Below are 18,157 nucleotides of genomic sequence, written 5' to 3'. Positions count from 1 at the left end.
TGTTGTTGTATCGGCGGACCCGGAGGTCCACGCCGGCAACGAGCCTAGGCGGGGGAAGGAGGCATACTCAATTGGCGCTGGTTTATACAAAAAAATGATATAATCCTCGCCTGGCGAGACGAGAGGACCTTGAATGGAATTGCATCAGTTGCGATGCTTCGTGGCAGCGGCCGAGCAGCTGCATTTCGGCCATGCGGCGCAGCAGCTCCAGATGCTGCCCTCCGCGCTCGGCCGGCAGATCAGGCTGTTGGAAGAAGATCTGGGAACGCGGCTGTTCGCACGGACCACGCGCGCGGTGTCGCTGACGGAAGATGGTTCGACGCTGCTGCGCGATGCCCGCGCCATCCTCGCCCGGGTCGAGGCGGTCGAGAGCAATCTGCGCAACCGCTCGCGCGCGGGCGCTGCGCGGCGGCTGCGGGTCGGCGCCATCGACAGCGCGGCGGCGGGATTGCTGCCGCCGCTCTTGCGCGATTTCCGCGACAAGCATCCTGAGATCGCGGTGCAGCTGCTCGAAGACAAGACCGTTCGGTTGCTGCCGAAGATTTTGACCGGCGCGCTGGATCTCGCCTTCGTCCGCCCGCCCGACAGCGCGGACAAGCGGCTCGAATTCCGCGATCTGCTCCAGGAGACTGCCATCGTGGCGTTCCCGCAGCGCCATGCGCTCGCCGCGCGCAAGTCGATCACGCTGGCGCAGATCGCCGACGAGGCGATGCTGGTGCCGGACCGCCGCTCGCGGCCGCACAGCCATGACCTCACGATCAAGCTGTTCGAGCAGGCGGGGCTGACGCCGCGCATCGTGCAGGTCGCCGACGAGAAGCAGACCATCATCCATCTGGTGGCAACGAAGCTCGGCGTTGCGATCGTGCCGCGCTGGACCACGCGGATGGCGGTATCAGGCGTGCGCTTCGTGCCGCTGCGGCCGAAGCAGAGCGGACCCATCGGCCGGCTGCCGCTTGCCGCCGCATGGCTGCGCGGTTCGCGCGACCCGGCCCGCGATGCCATGCTGGCGGTGCTGGAGGCGCGCCTGCGCAGCTATGCGCGGGAGGCGTGAGCGGCTATGACATTGGCTTGGCGAGAAGGTGGGACGCGATGACTGGACAGAAAGATTCGAACGAATTGCGGGTTGCCATCGCAGGCCTGGGCTCGATCGGCACCAAGATCGCGTCGGCGCTCGATCAGGGTATCGAGGGCTTGACCCTGTCGGCCGTCGCGGTCCGCAATCCCGCAAAGCATCAGGCCTTTATCGGCGGTCTGCGCCGTCCGCCGCAAATCGTGCCGATCGAGCAGCTCGGCGAAGTCGCCGACATCGTGGTCGAGTGCGCTCCGAGCAGCCAATTGCGCGCGATCGTCGAGCCCGCGGTGAAACGCGGCAAGGCCGCGGTCGTCGTCAGCGTCGGCGGGCTGCTCGATAATTTCGATCTCGTCGATCTCGCCCGCGCCAATGGTGGCCGCATCATCGTGCCGACCGGCGCGTTGATCGGGCTGGACGCCGTCAACGCCGCCGCAATCGGCACCATTCATTCGGTGAAGATGGTGACGCGCAAGCCGATCGACGGCCTGAAGGGCGCGCCCTTCATCGTCGAGAACAACATCGATATCGACAATCTGCGCGAGCCGCTCAAGCTGTTCGAGGGTACCGCGCGTGAAGCCGCAAAGGGCTTTCCGGCCAATCTCAACGTAGCGGTCGCGCTGTCGCTCGCGGGCGTCGGGCCCGACCGCACCTCGGTGCAGATCTGGGCCGATCCGACCGTGTCGCGCAACGTTCACCGCATCGAGGTCGAGGCGGATTCGGCGCGCTTCTCGATGTCGATCGAGAACATCCCGTCGGAGAATCCCAAGACGGGCCTGATCACGGCGCTCTCCGTGATCGCGCTGCTGCGCAAGCAGCGCGCCACGCTTTGTGTCGGAACGTAACCTCTACGCCCCCGTCACGCGCCAGATCACATTGCCGACGTCGTCGGCCATCAGCAGCGACTTCTTGTCCGGGCCGATCACGACGCCAACCGGACGGCCGTAGGATTCCTTCTCGTCCGGGGACAGGAAGCCCGACAGGATGTCGCGACCCGGGCCGGACGGGCGGCCGTTCTCGAACGGGATGAACACCAGCTTGTAGCCCGAGAGAGTGCTGCGATTCCACGAGCCGTGCTGACCGATCACCATGCCGTCGGGGAAGCCGGGCAGCGTGCCCGCCGGCATCCAGCACAGGCCGAGCGAGGCGGTGTGGCCGCCGAGCGCGTAGTCCGGCGTCAGCGCCTTGGCGACCATCGCGGGATCCTGCGGCACGCGATCGTCCACCGTCTTGCCCCAGTAGCAATAGGGCCAGCCGTAGAAGCCGCCGTCGCGCACGGAAGTGAGATAGTCCGGCGGCGTCTCGTCGCCGAGCCCGTCGCGCTCGTTGACGACGGTCCAGAGCACGTTCGTATTGGGCTCCCACGCGAGTCCAACCGGATTGCGCAGGCCCGCACCAAAAATGCGATGCGTGCCGGCGGCGAGATCGAGCTCATAGACCGCGGCGCGGCCTTGCTCGACCTCCATGCCCATCTCGGCAATGTTGCTGAGCGAGCCGACGCCGGCATAGAGCTTCTTGCCGTCGGGGCTTGCGAGCAGGCTGCGCGTCCAGTGGCCGCTCGGCTTGAACGTCGTGAGCCGCTTGCCCGGCGCGGTGATGCGGTCGGCATTGGCGACATAGGGGAAGGCCATCACGCCGTCGGTGTTGCCGACATAGAATGTGTTGCCGACCAGCGCCATGCCGAACGGCTGGCTGAGGTTCTCCATGAAGGCGCCGCGCACTTCCGCGACGCCGTCGCCGTCCTTGTCGCGCAGCAGCGTGATGCGGTTGGCGCTGACGCCGAGCGCTGCGGCGCGCCGCATCGTCGCCTGCATCGCATAGTGAAACACCGACCTCGGCGCGCCCGCAATCTGCGTCGCCTCCGCGATCAGCACGTCGCCATTCGGCAGCACCTCGATCCAGCGCGGATGGTCGAGCGCGGTCGCGAACGCATTGACCTTGAGCCCGGGGGCGACCGTCGGCTTCTGCCCCTCGCTCCAACCCCTGGCCGTCGGCATCTTCAGCGTCGGGATTGCGCCTTGCGGCTTGGCTTCGGGAATGGAGGGCGTCTGGCCCCAGGCCGGCGCAGGCATGGTGCCCGATAACTTCCGCCATTGCAGCGCGATGCCACCGAGGAGCGCAACGAACTGCGCGAAGATGCTGGAAAATGTCATGAGAACCCCTGTCGAACCCTAGGCACAGTGCACAGTCCAACACCGGATCGCACCAAGCCCCGCGCGGGCTCAGGCCTGATCGTCGACCTCTCCAGATCCACGATGAATGTCGTCATGCCCAGTTGCGCGCGCATCCAACTGGGTCGTGGGACAAAGGTCAACCGTTGCGGAACTCGACCAGCGCCTATTCCCGTGGAATGGCAGCCGACCAAATTTGCATGGAGAGAGGAAGATCAGCGGCCGATCTGCCGGTCCAGCCGCCGGCGCGGGCCTCTGCTGCTACGCTAGGCACGCCCAAAGAACTGACTGATTTTCGGTGCCATTGCCCGCCGCGCGCCGTTACGACATCTCCAGGCATGCAACTGGTTAACCATCCGTTAACCACAGCTATTCATGATACTGCCCGTGTATGTGTGTTCGCGACGAGCTTGAACTGCATGGCGCAGCGTGGTTCCAGAGCGCCAGTTGGAGGGGATGAAGGCATCTTGAGCTTTCCCTCACCGCTGGCACCAGACAAGGGAGCAACAGCCCTCGATCTGGTATATCAAGCGGCCGATGTCTTCCGCGATATGGAGAAGCACGCCCGCGAGACCGAAGCCCGTGCCCAATCGCTTTGCACGAGCGCCTTAGAAAGATTGCAACTGGCCGAAGGGCGAGCCGAGGCCGCCGAGCGCGCACAGCGTGAACTCACCGTAACCACCCAACGTAAGCTGCAAGATGCTTGCCGAGCGCTGGAGCAAGCCCAGTGCTGCATTGAAGCTCATAAGGATAAGTTGACGGCCATAGAGCTTCGCGCCGAAGTTGCGGAAGCCGAAGCGCGACAAGCCAAGGAAGCGCTCGCGCTCGTTGAAGAGGCCATTCGCAAGCGTCTGCTTTGCGCAAATCCGCATGCCGATGGCAGGTTGGCAGCGGTAGCCTGATCAATTGCGACTGCAATGGCTCACTGGGGGCTACCGCGCGGACCGGCGCGGCACGGGCGAACTACCCCTGCTGCAAGCCTGGCGGTAGCCACCTCCTTGAGCATTTGAAATCGGCTGGGATTGGGTTCGATCCAAATAGGGGCTGGTGCAGCCTGAGAGGCTCATTTTACTTGCGGGACAAGACGCCGCGTGACCCGCGCGCCAATCCAAATGACAGAGCCAAACGATAACGAACTATTAACCATGTTGGGCTATCTGGAGAATTGGGCATTCGGGGCGCGTGTGCTGGCTTGCGAGCCAGCCGGTAGCGTAGGCGTGGACCCATGGCCTTTGACCCGGAAGAACTCGTCACCCTGACAGATCACGGCTCGATGAAACTGCGCGCGGCGGTATCGCGCGCGATGACGTTGCCACCCAAGGAACGCAAGCGGACGACAATCGTCCGCGAGGGTGAACCGGCGATCCTGCATTTCGAGCAGATCAAAAACCTTGCGGCGCGGTGGAACGCACGGCTCGCGCCAATCGACTGACTAGTTTTGCTGTGCTGGTGTCAATCGAGCCCCGAGCCCCCAAAGAGGCGGCCCGTGCACGGCCTCGTCGACCCTCGGTAAGCACGAGTTTGATGCCGGTCGCCGCATGCGGATTACCGTTCGTTGCGACCTGCGTCCGCGAGCGTTGCCGAGATATCTCGCAATGAGCGCCGACCGCCCTTGAGCGGCACCCGCGCGACGCTTGGCTTCCGCTGCCCGTTAAGATTTCATTAACCTTACGAGAGCAAGTCTTTTGGCTGGGGCCGGGCGGATCATTCGCAAGGAAAATCCCATGCCAAATCTGGAAGAGGCAATTCGCGAGCGCGCCTACCACCTCTGGGTCGCCGATGGTCAACCCGACGGAAAGGCGGAAGTCCATTGGATGCATGCGCAATGCGAAATTCTCGCGACGTCGGTCGCAAGCCCTGCCGCGGCTGACATTGCAGTGACAAAACCCGCCAGAAGGGTGCGATTCCCGAAAAAGCAAAACTCGCGCTGACGGGTCGAGCGCGAGGACGTGCGCCATTCGCAATTCGGTCGGCAGGCTGCCGGTTTTCGTTAGAAATGACATCCAACGATGCGGGAATTGGCAGCCTCGCTAACCCAAATTTCTTCGAGAGGAACAGACAACAACACCTAGACTATTCGTCGGGTCGGCAGTTCAATTGGCATTGGTTGATCGAGTCGGTTTCTCGCACCATCCAGCGCCGAGAGCGACGAGCGCCGACGTGACCAGAGCCGATGGCAACCAGTGTCCGACGGGACCAGCGTCCATAAGGCCAGCGTCAAAGAGGCCAGGGTCCAGAAGGCCAGCGTAGAGCGAGCATCAACCCTGCAAGCAGCCCGCCAAGTCTGCTCGCAGCCCAACTTGGCAAGACACGGCAAGGCCTTTGCCAGCGAAGAGCCTTTGAGGCTTTTGGGACCATCGGTAACTCCGATGGTCCCTTTTCATTGTGGTGCCATTGGCGCGAGACATCGGGCGGCTGGTGCTTCCGCGTTCACCATGCAATCGAGCGAGGAACGCTATTTGATCGTCGCGTGCACAGTGATTACCGACGTGCCAGAAGCTGTCGGTCCCTGACCCGTCGCTTTGATGGCAAAGGTATCGCTACCCTTATATTTGGCCTTTGCCTTGTATTCGAACGTAGACAGGTTGAGCCTTTTCAGCTTGCCGTGTGTCGGCTTTTGAGAGATGTCCGAGCCACTCACCGTGCCGCGCATCTTGATTGGAAATTGGCAACTTCCTCCGGACGTGAGGTCAATGTCGGCCGTCGAGTTCTCGCCCCAATCCGCTAGTGTGCCTGAGATTGAGCATTCAGAAACGGCCGCCGCCCGAGATACAGACAGTAGGCTTGGACAGCTAGCGATGAGCGCCAACGCGGCGACCTTTGACAACTGCATAATAGGCTTCTCCGTAGCGTTGTCAGTTTACGGACATCACTCCTCTGGCACCCCGGCTAGGGCTAGGCCGCATGCCCTCGCAGACCCGCTCTCGTCCTGCGAGATATTTCGTATCGTCGCTTGCTTGGCTGACAAGCAAGCGACTGATGGTAAAGCTTGGATCGAGCGCAAGTCCGACACTAGCAGTAACGTCGTGCAGAGAAAGCGGAACGCAGCGACCGCGCCTTCAGGACGCTTCACCGCGGCGACAGGAACGGAATGATCATCGGCACGCGACGGCAATAGGCGCCGTAGGCGTCTTCGCCGAGCTCCTTGGACAGAAACACCTCTTCCATCCGGCCCTTCTGCCACATGCCGAGCGAGATCAGGATGGCGCCGAGGATCGTCGTTACGAGGCCGATCGCGATGCCGGTGACGAGCATGCCTGCAATCAGTCCCGTGTAGATCGGGTGACGCACGATGCCGTAGGGGCCAGTGTCGATAACGCGGTGGTCTTCCTTGTGGGTGATGGTGTTGGACCAGAATTTTCCGAGATGCAGCCGGCCCCACCAGGCGAAGGCGATGCCGGCGGCCGAGAGGACCGCGGCGATGTAGATGCCCGTGTTGCCGAGCACCCAGAGCGGCTTCCAGCCCAGGACCTGTGCAACCCACGGCGTGTACAGGATTCCGCCGACCAGGATCGGCAGGCGATAGCGCTGCGACTCCAGCGTCATGACCTGCTTCTGGGTGCGGCCCTGCCAGAACGAGGCGCCGACCCAGCTGGCGAGAAAGGCGAGCCAGATCAAGGCCAGGAGTTCGGTCGGCCAGGTCGTGGTCCAGCCACCCCAGGCCACGGAGAGAAGCTTGCTGAAATCGAAGGACATGAAGGTTCTTTGCGTTAGGGCGGCGGCTTTAGCTCGCGCGCGAGGACAGCGCGTGATGCTCGATGGCGCCGGAGGGCCGCTGGCCGTTGCGGGCGAGCAGATGGGTGATGGTTTCGCGCAAGACCGGCTCGATCGGGCGCGGTGCGTAGCCGAGCTCGGTGCGCGCCTTGCCGATCGAGAGGTCGCTTGCGGCAAGCGCGATGCGCACGCCCTCGGCGGTGCCGTTAGGCGGCCGGCGCGTGATGTGATCGGAGATGGATTCGAGCATGATCGCGGAGAGCTCGGCGATCTTGCCGGGCACGACGACTGGAAACTGCCGGCGGCCGCTCATCGCCGACATCATCCGCAGGATATTGCCGAGCGGGACGCAGTCGCCGCCGAGGATGTAGCGCTGGCCGATGCGGCCGCGCTCCATGGTCAGCACGAGTCCCATCGCGACGTCGCGGACATCGACGAGATTGACCAGGAAGTTGAGATGCGGCTGCACCTTCTTCTGGAGGAAGTACCACAGCATCGCCGTCGGCGGCGTCAGATTGTGGTCGGCGGCACCGATCGGCATGGTCGGCGTGCCGATCACGAGCGGGAAGCCTGCGGCTGCGGCCTTCGCGGCGTGGTGCTCGGCGAGCGACTTCGACCGCGTATAGGCGCCGGGCATCGCGTCGGCCGGCTGCAGCGCCTCTTCGGCGGCAACGCCGTTGAGGTCGGAATAGGGGAACAGGATCGATTCCGTCGAGCAGTGCAGGAAGCGCGACACGCCGCGCTTCATCGCCGCGGCCAGCACGATTTCGGTGCCGCGGCAATTGACGTCGTGGAAGTCCTGCTTGTTGGCGACCCACATGCCGGGCAGGCCGGCGAGGTGATAGACCTGATCGACGCCGGCGATCGCGGCCTCGACCGCGGCACCGTCCAGCACCGAGCCGTGGACGTGTTCAACGTCCGCGTTCGCCGCGGCCGGCGCACGGACATCGAGAACGCGTACCCGCTGCCCACGGGCGCGGAGCGCTTCTACGAGATGATGTCCGATGAAGCCACTGCCACCGGTAACCAGTACGAGAGCCATGCAGAAGGTTTACTGTTTCGCTTCTAGAGCTATCGGGTTGAAAGGGAATTGGTCGGAACAGGCGCCAGAATCGCGGCAAGGTCGCGACGGAAGCCCAATGCAATGAATAATTTCGCCATGACAAACATCGGTCCAAGCAGGAAATGCGCGGGGTGGTCGACCATCGACGGCTGCCGTTCCTCGAAAACCCTGTGGCCCACGATCTGCGCTGCGACGCCAAATCCGATCAGCACCGCAAAAATCGACCACATCATGACGATCGAGGCCTGATTGCCGATTGCGGTTGCGACCGAAAGCAGCACGATCATCGCGGCGAGGATGCCGAGTCCGATCCCGGCGTCCAGCATCAGCCAGTAGACCAGTACCGGCAGGGCCGCAACCACGGCCAGGCTTACCTCGATCCCGAAGATGGGAAAACGCACGAGGGTGAGCGGCAGCACGGCGCCGGTGAAGAGCAGGAGGATTCCGACCACGTGCATCGCGCAGTTCCAGGGATCGCGATGATATTCGACGTAGTCGGCCAGTTGGCGTTGAAAATAACCAGCCATCTCGGTCTCGTGCAGCATGGGGTCGGGGAAGGGCGAGAACAGGCTATAGCACCTGATAGGGCAGTGCACAAACCGGCCCGCGTGTCGCGCAAAGCATGGCTGTTGCGCTTTCGACAGGCCACAAAACGGTCGGGACTTCAATGGGTTCCGTCAGGTGAAGCGCTCTCGCTCAACGCTTCTTGGCGGACTTTTTCGCCGCAGGCCCAGGCGCCGCAGCCGGATGCGCAGGCGCGTCCTCCGGCACCTTGGCATAGGTCAGGATCTGCAACTGGCCGTTGACGGCCGAGGTCGGCTTGGCCCGGTCGAGAAACTGCTCCTCGCCGAGGCCGACCGGATGCAGTCGCTTGGTCGAGATCTTGAAGGTGTTGACCAGGACGTCGCGGATCGCGTCGGCGCGTCGCTGGCTCAGGATCGCATTGGCCTCGCGCGTCTTCGCATTGGATTCGACATGGCCGACGATCAGGAACGTGTAAGGCAGCAGCGAGGAATGGACCAGCGCGTCCGCGATGCGGCCAACGGTCTGGTAGGACGCTGGCTGGATGATCGGCGTGTCGGCGTCGAACTGGATCTGCGCGTTGAAGGCCGGCAGGTTGGCCAGATCAGGCGCGATCAGCGGCCGGTTCACCGGACCCGGATCGTTCTTGATCCTGGTCTTGGCGCGCTCCATCACCTGCTGCTTCAGCGCGGGAAGGTCGACCTCGGCGGCCTGTTCGAAATGGTTCAGCTTGCCGACGATGTCGTCACGGGTCGGCGCCGCGGTCTGCGCGCTTGCTGCGCCCGCGAGCATGCCAAGGCCAAGCGTGATGGCAATTCTGGACGCGCGCATCACCGATACCCCGCGTCGTCGACGGCCTTCAGGCAGTTGTTGCTGATGCCCTTGGGCGTCGTGACCAGGCAGGGGATCGACTTGCTGGTCTCCTTGGTCGAGCCGCCGCAGACCTTGACGATCTCGCGCTGGCAGGCGTTCGCGACCGTGACGCGCGCGGCGACGCGCTTCTGGATGGCATCGAAGGCGCCGAGATAGTCGCTCTGGCATTGCTGGGAGAGCACGTCGCGGTTGCGCGACAGGCACTCTTTCAGCCGGGTCGAGTCCGGGTTGACGCCGCGGCAATTGGCGACGATTTCCGCACCGCAGCTCTTGGCCAGGAGCCCGATCGAATCGCCAAAGCTCATGGTCTCCGCCGCCGCAAGCGACGGCATAACCAATGCCAGCAAGATCAGTGTGATGGAGCCCCGGACCATGGGCGCATCTGATACGGGGAAGTTCGCGATGGTCAAGGGCTGTTCGGGCGAGAACCGTCGAACGTCCGGCCAGTGCGGCGAACAGTCCTCACTCGGCGTCGGGGAGGGGCGGCCATTCGATCAGGGCGACCGTGTGTTTCCTGAGGTCGTCGGCCAGATCAGGATCGGCCTTGAGCTCGTCCAATGTCCGCGGCGGGGGAAGCTGGCGGCCGTCCGCGCTCAGCTCCTGCGCATAAAATGCGAGCGCCTCGGGCGCGCTCTCCAGGGCCTCGTCGACGTCGTCGCCGCCGGAAATGCAGCCGGGCAAGTCGGGAAACCACAAGCCAACGGCTTCGTCCGGACCGGCATCTTCGATGATGGCGACGTACTGAGGCATATCAGGCCTCACGCCCGCTGCACAAAGCTGTCCACGACCTTCTTCTCGCCGGCCTTGTCGAAGGCGATGGTGAGCTTGTTGCCGTCGATCTTGGTGACGCGGCCGTAGCCGAATTTCTGGTGGAAGACGCGGTCGGAGAGGGAAAATTCCGAGGTGGTGCCGGTGGATTTGGCGACCAGCTCGCCCTCGATCGTCATCGGCCCGCGGCGGCGTGAGGAGAAGCTGCCGAAATCGGGCGAGGACGACGATGAAGAAAACGACGAGGCTTGTTCCTCGAAGCCGCCGCGACCGCCGCCCCCCCGATTACGGTTGGCTTGGGCGCGCTGCCAGCCCGGGGTCGAATAGGTCGAGCCGAACGCCTCCATGTCGTCGAAACGCGAGGCGCCGTAGCCGCCGGTGCCGCCCCAGGCCGAGCCGCCCTTGGATTCCGTGATCTCGACATTGGCGGACGGCAATTCGTCGAGGAAGCGCGACGGGATCGTGGTCGACCAGGTGCCATGGATCCGGCGGTTGGTCGCAAAGTAGATCTTGGCGCGGCGCCTCGCGCGGGTCAGGCCGACATGGCCGAGCCGGCGCTCTTCCTCGAGGCCGGCGCGGCCCTGTTCGTCCAGCGTACGCTGGCTCGGGAACAGGCCTTCCTCCCAGCCGGGCAGGAACACGTTGTCGAATTCGAGGCCCTTGGCCGAATGCAGCGTCATCAGCGACACCGCGTCTTCCTCGGCGCCGCCGTCGCGGTCCATCACCAGCGAGATGTGCTCCAAAAACCCTTGCAGGTTCTCGAACTCCTCCATCGAGCGCACCAGCTCTTTCAGGTTCTCCAGCCGGCCCGCGGCATCCGCCGAGCGGTCCTTCTGCCACATCTCGGTATAGCCGCTCTCGTCGAGCACGATCTGGGCGAGATCGGTGTGCGCGGTGACCTCGCGCTGGGCACGCCAGCGGTCGAACTGGGCGACGACGTCGCGCAAGCTTCCGCGCGCCTTCGGCTTCAGCTCGTCGGTCTCGACCACCGCGCGCGCCGCCTCGAACAGCGGAATGCGGCGCTTGCGGGCGTGGTCGTGCAGCATCTGCACGGTGGCGTCGCCGAGGCCCCGCTTGGGCACGTTGACGATGCGCTCGAAGGCGAGATCGTCGGCCGGTGAATTGATGACGCGCAGATAAGCCAGCGCGTCGCGGATTTCAGCGCGCTCGTAGAAGCGCGGGCCGCCGATCACGCGGTAAGGCAGGCCGAGCGTGACGAAACGGTCTTCGAATTCGCGCATCTGGTAGGAGGCGCGCACCAGGATCGCGATCTCGTTGAGCTTCTCGCCCTGGCGCTGGAGCTGTTCGATCTCCTCGCCGATGCCGCGGGCTTCTTCTTCCGAATCCCACGAGCCCGTCACCGTGACCTTCTCGCCGTCATGGTCCTCGGTGCGCAACGTCTTGCCGAGCCGGCCTTCGTTGTGCGCGATCAGGTGCGAGGCGGCGGCGAGGATGTGGCCGGTCGAGCGGTAATTGCGCTCGAGGCGAATGACCTTGGCGCCGGGGAAATCGTGGTCGAAGCGCAGGATGTTGTCGACTTCGGCGCCGCGCCAGCCATAGATCGACTGGTCGTCGTCGCCGACGCAGCAGATGTTTTTGACGTGCGGCATGGCCATCGGCGCGCCGACCGCATGCTCGGTCATTCCGGGGCGATGCGCGGCATCGCCTCCGGAATCTCGAGCTGTGGACTCATCTCCAGATTCCGGGTTCGGCTCTTCGAGCCGTCCCGGAATGACGGCGGGCGTGGTTTGCTTCGCCGGCGCCTGCGACAGCAGCCGCAGCCACAGATATTGCGCGACGTTGGTGTCCTGATATTCGTCGACCAGGATGAATTTGAAGCGCTGCTGGTATTGCCGCAGGATGTCCGGGTGCTCGCGGAAGATCCGGATGTCCTCGAGCAGCAGATCGCCGAAATCGGCGGCGTTCAAGATCTTCAGCCGCTCCTGGTAGCTCGCATAGAGCTTGCCGCCCTTGCCGTTGGCGAACACGGCGGCTTCGCCTGACGGCACCTGCGACGGCGTCAGGCCGCGGTTCTTCCAGCCGTCGATCAGGCCGGCCAGCATGCGTGCCGGCCAGCGCTTGTCGTCGATGTTGTCGGCCTGCAGCAGCTGCTTGAGCAGCCGCACCTGGTCATCGGTGTCGAGCACCGTGAAGTTCGACTTGAGCTGCGCCAGCTCGGCATGGGTGCGCAGGATGCGGCCGCCGATGGAGTGGAAGGTGCCGAGCCACGGCATGCCTTCGACCGCGTGGCCGAGCATCTGGCCGAGCCGATGCTTCATCTCGCGCGCAGCCTTGTTGGTGAAGGTCACCGACAGGATCTCGGCGGGGCGGGCGCGGCCCTGACTGAGGATGTGGGCGATGCGCGTGGTCAGCACGCGCGTCTTGCCGGTGCCGGCGCCGGCCAGCACCAGGACCGGGCCGTCCAGCGTCTCCACGGCGTCGCGCTGCTCGGGATTGAGCCCGGACAAATATTTCGGGCCCACGGAGGCGCGCGCACGCGCGGCGATGCCGCCGGCTGCGGGCTGGTGGTCGGGTACGCTGGTGATCTTGCTCGGTTCGGTCATGCGAATCATTGGCCCCACGATGGCACCGCAGGGTGGTGGAAGGGAGCCTTCTTAACAGGGATTGCTGCCTATATGGGGCGCCGGGGCGAGGTTTTCCACGTGCGCGGCGGGCCGATTTGTTCCCTCGGCGAGGGCGAATTTCCAGCTTGCGTGGGCCGGAACCATCGTTCCCGCGTCGAGATTGTCTGGACAGGTGGCGCGGCCAGCCGCGCCGACGCAGACAGACATCAAGACGAGGGTTTGACCATGCTAGGCTGGGTTGTGACGTTTCTTGTTATCGCACTGATCGCCGGCATCCTGGGCTTCGGCGGTATCGCCGGCGCCTCGATCGAGATCGCCAAGATCATCTTCTTCATCGCCGTCGTGCTGTTCCTGGTCTCGGCCGTGGTGGGCCTTGCCCGCGGCCGCAACAGGATATAGCGCGGTCTGATTGGTGCATGATCTTACCGGAAATCCGCTTCACGCTTTGCGCGAACGCGGCCCTTCGGGTCCGGACCATGCACTACCGCTTCGAGGGCATCGCCACGTTCCGGCCGATGCCCTCGGGCTGCGGCACGGCGCCGTGGGCGCCGACGACGGCTGCAATGCGCTGCCGGATATCGGGCGGAAAGGCCGCCACCTTTCGCGAGCCCATGTCGATGTGGAGCGACATGTTTTCGGAGGTCGCCGACAGCCAGCCTTCCGTCGCGTGCCGCAACTCCTGGAACGTGTGCAGCCGCTTGTCGTCGGCTTCGAGCAGCCAGACCGACACCTGCACGGGATCGCCGAGGTGGATTTCGCGCAGATACCGCACATGGCATTCGGCAGTGAAGGTCGAGCCGCCTCGCTCCTTCATGTAGCCCGGCCCGATCCCGAGCTGTAACCACATCTGGTCGATCGCGCGGTCGAACATCACGTTGTAATAGGCCATGTTGAGATGGCCGTTATAGTCGATCCATTGCGGCTCGATCTGCATGATCGACGAGCGGAACGGCTCGGCAGCGGCGGTCTCCGGCATGTGTCTTTCCTGCTATGCGCGCGGTCGCTTGACTTGACCGGTTAGATGTCCTTTGCCACGGTTCTTCTGTCGGGAGGACTATCCGTGGGTACGACCATCACCAATAATCCGCCGCGGGTCGAGCCGAAAGCCCTCGCAAGCGCGCTGGAGCAGCTTGCCGCACGGTTCGGCAACCGCCTCATCACCTCGCAGGCCGTTCGCGAGCAGCACGGCCATACCACCACGTGGATCGTCAACCAGCCGCCGGACGGCGTGGTGATGGCGCAGGAGACCGCCGACATCCAGGACGTGGTGCGGATCTGCGCCAACAACCGCGTCCCCGTCATCGCCTTCGGCACCGGCACCTCGCTGGAGGGCCAGGTCAACGCGCCCGCCGGCGGCATCTCGATCGACCTGCGCGACATGAACAAGGTGCTCGCGGTGCATGCCGAGGACCTCGACTGCGTGATCCAGCCCGGCGTCACCCGCAAGGCGCTGAACGAGCATCTGCGCGACCAGGGCCTGTTCTTCCCCATCGACCCCGGCGCGGATGCTTCGCTCGGCGGCATGGCCTCGACCCGGGCCTCCGGCACCAACGCGGTGCGCTACGGCACCATGCGCGACAGCGTGCTGGCGCTGAAGGTCGTGCGCGGCGACGGCGAGATCATCACCACTGGCACGCGCGCCAAGAAATCATCCGCCGGCTACGACCTGACGCATCTGTTCGTCGGCGCCGAAGGCACGCTCGGCATCATCTCCGAGCTGACCATTCGCCTGCGCGGCATCCCTTACACGATCGCGGCCGGCGCGGTGTCGTTCGAGACCGTGCACGGGGCATGTCAGGCCGTGATCCTGGCGATCCAGACCGGCATTCCCGTGGCGCGTATCGAGCTGCTCAACGCCGCGCAGGTGAAGGCCTGCAACGCCTATTCGAAGCTGACGCTGCCGGAAACGCCGCTGTTGCTGATGGAATTCCACGGCAGCGAGGTCGAGGTCGGCGAGCAGTCCAAGGCCTTCGGCGAGATCGCAAGGGATTGCGGCGGCGGCGATTTCTCCTGGACCACCAAGCCGGAGGATCGCACCAAGCTGTGGCAGGCGCGGCACGACGCCTATTGGTCGGTGAAGGCGCTGCGGCCCGGCGAAAGCATCGGCGTGGTTGCAACCGACGTTTGCGTGCCGATCTCGCGGCTTGCCGATTGCGTCGGCGAGACCGAGGAAGATCTCAAGCGCCTCAACCTGTTGTCGCCGATCGTCGGCCATGTCGGTGACGGCAATTTCCACTGCTCGCTGGTCTGCGACACCAACGATGCCGACGAGATGGCGCGCGGCGAGGAGTTCATGCATCGCCTGGTCGAGCGCGCGCAGGCGATGGACGGCACCTGCACCGGTGAGCACGGCATCGGCCAGGGCAAGCAGAAATATCTTAGGGCGGAACTCGGCCCCGAGGCGATTGATGCGATGCGGGCGCTGAAAAAGGCACTCGATCCGCTCAACATCTTCAACCCCGGCAAGATCGTGCCGGAGGCCTAGGGCTCGGTCGCGGAACTTTCGGCAGTCAGGCCGGTTCCAATCCCGTCAGTTTCCGATGCCTGTATGGCGCGGCTCTGCGGGAGGATGCGATGTTGCGACCTGTCATTGGAATTGCCGTGATGGCGCTTGCCTGCGTGCTGGCGGGCACGGCGCTGGGCAAGGGCGGGCACGGTGGCGGCCATGGTGGTGGGCACGGAGGCGGTCATGGCGGCGGGCATGGCGGTGGCCATCACGGCGGCGGTCATCATGGTGGTGGTCATCATGGAGGCGGCCATTTTGGTGGTCATGGCTTCGGACACGCGCATGGCGGCGGACATCATGGCGGGCCCCGCTTCGCAACTGGCGCGCGACATCGTGGCCCGAACTTCGGCCAGATCCGCAATGCGGCCGTCCGTCCTGCGAATTTTCGCAACGCCCTCAACGCGCATTCCAGCGCCTTCCGCAACGGCCGTCTGATCAGCAATCCGGCCGCGCGAGCTCAGATCGCGGCGGCGGCCGCACTGGCCGGCTGGCACGGCGCCAGCAGCGGGTGGTGGCAACATGCGGGCGGTGGTTATGGCTGGGTCGGACCGCTGTTCTGGCCGTTCGCCTACAACGATCTCTACGACTACACGATCTGGGGCGACGGTCTCGGCTTCTGGGGCTACGGCTATCCGGACATCTATGCCGGCATCTTCGGACCCTACGGCTACGATGGACTTTCCGCCTATCTGCCGCAGCGGCCGCTGGGACGGCGCCAGGCGCGCGGTGTTGCGCTGGATCAGCTTTGCGGCAGCGACCGCCGCGAGATCGCCGGTCTGCCGATCGACCAGATCGCCGCCGCGGTGCAGCCGAGCGAGGCGCAAGGCGCAAGCCTCGACGAACTCGGCAACGCCTCGATCCAGGCGTCCGAGATGATCCGCGCGTCCTGCCCGTCGCAGGTCGCGGCGACAGCGCCAGGTCGGCTGACGGCGATGCAGCAGCGCATCGAGGCGATGGAGAAAGCCGTCGATCTCGTTCAGCCCGCCCTCGATCGATTCTACGGCTCGCTCACCGACGAGCAGAAGGCGCGCTTCAATGCGCTGGCCGAGGATCAGCGTCGTGCGACAGCTTCCACCAACACCGGGGGATCGCTGGTCCAGAATTGCGCGACGCCTGCTGCGCTCGACTGGCCAAGCGCCGATATCGAGGCGAGGCTTCATCCCAACGACACCCAGCGCGCTGCGCTGCAGGTGCTCCAGGATACCAGCGCCAAGGTCAGCGCATCGCTCAAGGCGGCCTGCCAGCCCAGCGACGTGATGACGCCGCCGGCGCGAATGGCGGCGGTTCGCAAGCGGCTCGACACGATGCTCGACGGCGTCAAGTCGGTTCGCGCGGCGCTGGAGGATTTCTACGCCACACTGAATGACGAGCAGAAGGCGCAGTTCGAGGCCATCGGACCACGTCGGACGTCCTGACTGCAGATCGATAATGCGTGGCGGAAAAATCGCCTCGCCGATCCCGATCGGCCTCTCTATGCTGGGCGGGGCGGGAGCGCGGAAATACTGGAAGACCATTGTGGCGGGGCGATGAAGTGGTTCGCGAAGCAGAAGCCGATGGACATATGGGACGAGACGATCGAAGGACCGCTCGGCGACATCGAGGCCGCCGAGCGCATCCGCGCGATCTGTGACGCCGCAGCCGCGAGCGCGACCGGTTCGGCGCGCAACGACAAGCGCGAAGCTGAGCGCTATGAACGCGCGGCCAAGGTCGCCATGGAAATCGCGATGAAGATCTCGGATGGATTGATGCGCGACGCCGCCGTCCAGCGCATCGTCGATCTCTGCATGAAGGCGAACGACCTCAAGACCGCGCAGATCCTGTTTCGCGCGATCCATGCCAGCTGGATCCGCGAGGCCGTGCAGCATGATCACCCCATCCTGGCGCAGTGAGGGCGGCTCTCGTTATCCTCGTTGCACCCAGACCCTCATGGTGAGGAGCGCGTCTTCGCGCGTCTCGAACCATGAAGGCCCGGATCTCGCCCGTGGCCATCCTTCGAGACGCCCGCTTTTCGCGGGCTCCTCAGGATGAGGATCGAGGGCGTAAGCAGGATTATTTCGCCAGCTTGCGCACGGCCTCGTCGACGCTGTGGAAGACGTGGTCGCGGGGCAGGGCGTCGAACAGTCTGAAACGTTCGAACGCGTTCTGCGCGCGCACCGATTCCAGCCGCGCCAGCGCGACGGTGACGCCCTGTTCGCTGCACGCCTTGAAGACGTCGAGCAGGATCTGCGCGGCGGTGAAGTCGATCTCGACCATGCCGCTCGCCTCCAGCACCAGCAATTGCGGTGTCGACGTGCCGAGCACTTTGGCCACATCGCTGCGAAAACCCGGCGCGTTGAGGAAGGACAGCGGCGCCTGGAGCCCGATCACGGCGACGCCGGCGACGTGCTCGCCGGTGATGTGCGGATGTGCCGGCCACCAGATTGTGGTGCCCGGTACGCGCTCGAACTCAACCAGCTTGGCGCGCGTGGTGCTCCAGATGCCGTGCAGCAGCGACAGCACGATGCCGAGGAAAGCGCCCTGCTCGATCGGCAGCACGATGATCAGCGCGGCAGTGGCGACGATCAGCAGGAACTCGCTGAACGATTGCCGGTAGATCATGGCGATCTGCTTCACCCGGATGATCCGCAGCGCCACGAACAGCAGGATGCCGCCGAGCGCGGCGTCCGGAACGTGCTGCAGCAGCCCCGTGCCGAACGCGAGCAGCGCCAGCACGATTGCCCCGGCCGCGAGGCCCGCGAGCTGCGATTGTCCGCCGGTCTCGGCAACGATCCCGGTTCGCGGCGGGCTGGCATTGACTGGAAACGCGCCGAACAGATCCCATGATTGAGGCGCAGAGGAGCTAAGCTGCGTCATCCTAAACCGGAGATCTGATCATGACTCATTCGA

At 64.6% G+C, this 18,157-nt stretch carries 19 protein-coding genes and 1 pseudogene; 9 read left to right on the top strand and 11 right to left on the bottom strand.

Annotation, left to right across the window (positions count from 1 at the left end; genetic code table 11):
• Positions 1-133: 133 nt before the first annotated feature.
• Positions 134-1,051, top strand: a complete 918-nt coding sequence (locus AC5ZFO_RS41910) for a LysR family transcriptional regulator (RefSeq protein ID WP_282520551.1) — start codon at positions 134-136, stop codon at positions 1,049-1,051.
• A gap of 38 nt (positions 1,052-1,089) precedes the next feature.
• Positions 1,090-1,914, top strand: coding sequence for an aspartate dehydrogenase (locus AC5ZFO_RS41905; RefSeq protein ID WP_282520552.1), 825 nt, complete (start codon positions 1,090-1,092; stop codon positions 1,912-1,914).
• Positions 1,915-1,917: 3 nt separating this feature from the next.
• Here the strand turns inward: AC5ZFO_RS41905 and AC5ZFO_RS41900 are convergent, their stop codons facing one another.
• Positions 1,918-3,222 carry a PQQ-dependent sugar dehydrogenase gene (locus tag AC5ZFO_RS41900; RefSeq protein WP_282520553.1) on the bottom strand — a complete coding sequence of 435 codons (1,305 nt, stop codon included), beginning with the start codon at positions 3,220-3,222 and terminating at the stop codon, positions 1,918-1,920.
• Between the two features lie 356 nt (positions 3,223-3,578).
• Here AC5ZFO_RS41900 and AC5ZFO_RS41895 point away from each other — a divergent pair, with 356 nt between their 5' ends.
• From AC5ZFO_RS41895 to AC5ZFO_RS41885, 3 genes are all read left to right on the top strand, one after another.
• Complete coding sequence (locus AC5ZFO_RS41895) at positions 3,579-4,142, top strand: nucleotide exchange factor GrpE (protein WP_282520554.1); 564 nt, start codon at positions 3,579-3,581, stop codon at positions 4,140-4,142.
• A gap of 323 nt (positions 4,143-4,465) precedes the next feature.
• Complete coding sequence (locus AC5ZFO_RS41890) at positions 4,466-4,672, top strand: hypothetical protein (protein WP_166343682.1); 207 nt, start codon at positions 4,466-4,468, stop codon at positions 4,670-4,672.
• 292 nt (positions 4,673-4,964) lie between these two features.
• Positions 4,965-5,171 (top strand): DUF2934 domain-containing protein, encoded by a 207-nt coding sequence (locus tag AC5ZFO_RS41885; RefSeq protein WP_282520555.1) that lies wholly within the window; start codon positions 4,965-4,967, stop codon positions 5,169-5,171.
• A 524-nt stretch (positions 5,172-5,695) separates the two neighbouring features.
• Here AC5ZFO_RS41885 and AC5ZFO_RS41880 read toward each other — a convergent pair.
• The 8 genes from AC5ZFO_RS41880 to AC5ZFO_RS41845 all read right to left on the bottom strand — a co-directional run bounded on the left by AC5ZFO_RS41880 (position 5,696) and on the right by AC5ZFO_RS41845 (position 12,753).
• On the bottom strand, positions 5,696-6,073 hold the full coding sequence (locus tag AC5ZFO_RS41880) for a hypothetical protein (protein WP_282520556.1): 378 nt from the start codon (positions 6,071-6,073) through the stop codon (positions 5,696-5,698).
• Between the two features lie 236 nt (positions 6,074-6,309).
• Positions 6,310-6,936: a methyltransferase family protein gene (locus AC5ZFO_RS41875; RefSeq protein ID WP_063981571.1), complete on the bottom strand. Its 627-nt coding sequence runs from the start codon at positions 6,934-6,936 to the stop codon at positions 6,310-6,312.
• A 28-nt stretch (positions 6,937-6,964) separates the two neighbouring features.
• A complete protein-coding gene (locus tag AC5ZFO_RS41870) occupies positions 6,965-7,996 on the bottom strand; it encodes an NAD-dependent epimerase/dehydratase family protein (RefSeq protein WP_282520557.1) in 1,032 nt (343 codons plus the stop codon).
• A 29-nt stretch (positions 7,997-8,025) separates the two neighbouring features.
• Entirely contained in the window at positions 8,026-8,562 is a 537-nt protein-coding gene (locus tag AC5ZFO_RS41865; RefSeq protein ID WP_049802979.1) for an Mpo1 family 2-hydroxy fatty acid dioxygenase, read from the bottom strand.
• Between the two features lie 151 nt (positions 8,563-8,713).
• On the bottom strand, positions 8,714-9,370 hold the full coding sequence (locus AC5ZFO_RS41860; protein WP_282520558.1) for an OmpA family protein: 657 nt from the start codon (positions 9,368-9,370) through the stop codon (positions 8,714-8,716).
• Positions 9,370-9,786, bottom strand: coding sequence for a hypothetical protein (locus AC5ZFO_RS41855; protein WP_085399497.1), 417 nt, complete (start codon positions 9,784-9,786; stop codon positions 9,370-9,372). Before AC5ZFO_RS41855 ends, AC5ZFO_RS41860 begins: the two co-directional genes overlap by 1 nt.
• Before the next feature lie 88 nt (positions 9,787-9,874).
• Positions 9,875-10,162, bottom strand: coding sequence for a type II toxin-antitoxin system HicB family antitoxin (locus tag AC5ZFO_RS41850; RefSeq protein ID WP_496123667.1), 288 nt, complete (start codon positions 10,160-10,162; stop codon positions 9,875-9,877).
• Between the two features lie 8 nt (positions 10,163-10,170).
• Positions 10,171-12,753 carry an ATP-dependent helicase gene (locus AC5ZFO_RS41845; protein WP_496123666.1) on the bottom strand — a complete coding sequence of 861 codons (2,583 nt, stop codon included), beginning with the start codon at positions 12,751-12,753 and terminating at the stop codon, positions 10,171-10,173.
• Positions 12,754-12,990: 237 nt separating this feature from the next.
• On the opposite strand from AC5ZFO_RS41845, the gene AC5ZFO_RS41840 reads away from it, so the two are divergent.
• Entirely contained in the window at positions 12,991-13,164 is a 174-nt protein-coding gene (locus AC5ZFO_RS41840; RefSeq protein WP_008556598.1) for a DUF1328 domain-containing protein, read from the top strand.
• Between the two features lie 82 nt (positions 13,165-13,246).
• On the opposite strand, the gene AC5ZFO_RS41835 is transcribed toward AC5ZFO_RS41840, so the two are convergent.
• Entirely contained in the window at positions 13,247-13,741 is a 495-nt protein-coding gene (locus AC5ZFO_RS41835; protein ID WP_282520561.1) for a thioesterase family protein, read from the bottom strand.
• Positions 13,742-13,825: 84 nt separating this feature from the next.
• Here AC5ZFO_RS41835 and AC5ZFO_RS41830 point away from each other — a divergent pair, with 84 nt between their 5' ends.
• The 3 genes from AC5ZFO_RS41830 (at position 13,826) to AC5ZFO_RS41820 (ending at position 17,160) form a co-directional block, all read left to right on the top strand.
• Positions 13,826-15,250, top strand: a complete 1,425-nt coding sequence (locus AC5ZFO_RS41830; RefSeq protein WP_496123665.1) for an FAD-binding oxidoreductase — start codon at positions 13,826-13,828, stop codon at positions 15,248-15,250.
• Positions 15,251-15,339: 89 nt separating this feature from the next.
• Positions 15,340-16,686 carry a Spy/CpxP family protein refolding chaperone gene (locus AC5ZFO_RS41825; protein ID WP_282520563.1) on the top strand — a complete coding sequence of 449 codons (1,347 nt, stop codon included), beginning with the start codon at positions 15,340-15,342 and terminating at the stop codon, positions 16,684-16,686.
• 111 nt (positions 16,687-16,797) lie between these two features.
• A complete protein-coding gene (locus tag AC5ZFO_RS41820) occupies positions 16,798-17,160 on the top strand; it encodes a hypothetical protein (RefSeq protein ID WP_496123664.1) in 363 nt (120 codons plus the stop codon).
• Between the two features lie 160 nt (positions 17,161-17,320).
• Here AC5ZFO_RS41820 and AC5ZFO_RS41815 read toward each other — a convergent pair.
• Positions 17,321-18,085 (bottom strand): annotated as a pseudogene (locus AC5ZFO_RS41815) (SulP family inorganic anion transporter); the annotation flags it as partial.
• Positions 18,086-18,157 lie beyond the last annotated feature (72 nt).

The organism is Bradyrhizobium sp. Unk1 (genome assembly GCF_059512345.1).
This window is presented reverse-complemented; position numbering and strand designations above follow the sequence as displayed.

What these genes read in the sequence shown, in the direction of transcription:
- AC5ZFO_RS41900 (WP_282520553.1), bottom strand. Translation starts at nt 3,222, where the DNA reads ATGACATTTTCCAGCATCTTCGCGCAGTTCGTTGCGCTCCTCGGTGGC.
- AC5ZFO_RS41845 (WP_496123666.1), bottom strand. Translation starts at nt 12,753, where the DNA reads ATGATTCGCATGACCGAACCGAGCAAGATCACCAGCGTACCCGACCAC.
- AC5ZFO_RS41890 (WP_166343682.1), top strand. Translation starts at nt 4,466, where the DNA reads ATGGCCTTTGACCCGGAAGAACTCGTCACCCTGACAGATCACGGCTCG.
- AC5ZFO_RS41850 (WP_496123667.1), bottom strand. Translation starts at nt 10,162, where the DNA reads ATGCCTCAGTACGTCGCCATCATCGAAGATGCCGGTCCGGACGAAGCC.
- AC5ZFO_RS41895 (WP_282520554.1), top strand. Translation starts at nt 3,579, where the DNA reads ATGCAACTGGTTAACCATCCGTTAACCACAGCTATTCATGATACTGCC.
- AC5ZFO_RS41910 (WP_282520551.1), top strand. Translation starts at nt 134, where the DNA reads ATGGAATTGCATCAGTTGCGATGCTTCGTGGCAGCGGCCGAGCAGCTG.
- AC5ZFO_RS41885 (WP_282520555.1), top strand. Translation starts at nt 4,965, where the DNA reads ATGCCAAATCTGGAAGAGGCAATTCGCGAGCGCGCCTACCACCTCTGG.
- AC5ZFO_RS41860 (WP_282520558.1), bottom strand. Translation starts at nt 9,370, where the DNA reads ATGCGCGCGTCCAGAATTGCCATCACGCTTGGCCTTGGCATGCTCGCG.
- AC5ZFO_RS41905 (WP_282520552.1), top strand. Translation starts at nt 1,090, where the DNA reads ATGACTGGACAGAAAGATTCGAACGAATTGCGGGTTGCCATCGCAGGC.
- AC5ZFO_RS41825 (WP_282520563.1), top strand. Translation starts at nt 15,340, where the DNA reads ATGTTGCGACCTGTCATTGGAATTGCCGTGATGGCGCTTGCCTGCGTG.
- AC5ZFO_RS41870 (WP_282520557.1), bottom strand. Translation starts at nt 7,996, where the DNA reads ATGGCTCTCGTACTGGTTACCGGTGGCAGTGGCTTCATCGGACATCAT.
- AC5ZFO_RS41835 (WP_282520561.1), bottom strand. Translation starts at nt 13,741, where the DNA reads ATGCCGGAGACCGCCGCTGCCGAGCCGTTCCGCTCGTCGATCATGCAG.
- AC5ZFO_RS41865 (WP_049802979.1), bottom strand. Translation starts at nt 8,562, where the DNA reads ATGCTGCACGAGACCGAGATGGCTGGTTATTTTCAACGCCAACTGGCC.
- AC5ZFO_RS41875 (WP_063981571.1), bottom strand. Translation starts at nt 6,936, where the DNA reads ATGTCCTTCGATTTCAGCAAGCTTCTCTCCGTGGCCTGGGGTGGCTGG.
- AC5ZFO_RS41880 (WP_282520556.1), bottom strand. Translation starts at nt 6,073, where the DNA reads ATGCAGTTGTCAAAGGTCGCCGCGTTGGCGCTCATCGCTAGCTGTCCA.
- AC5ZFO_RS41820 (WP_496123664.1), top strand. Translation starts at nt 16,798, where the DNA reads ATGAAGTGGTTCGCGAAGCAGAAGCCGATGGACATATGGGACGAGACG.
- AC5ZFO_RS41855 (WP_085399497.1), bottom strand. Translation starts at nt 9,786, where the DNA reads ATGGTCCGGGGCTCCATCACACTGATCTTGCTGGCATTGGTTATGCCG.
- AC5ZFO_RS41840 (WP_008556598.1), top strand. Translation starts at nt 12,991, where the DNA reads ATGCTAGGCTGGGTTGTGACGTTTCTTGTTATCGCACTGATCGCCGGC.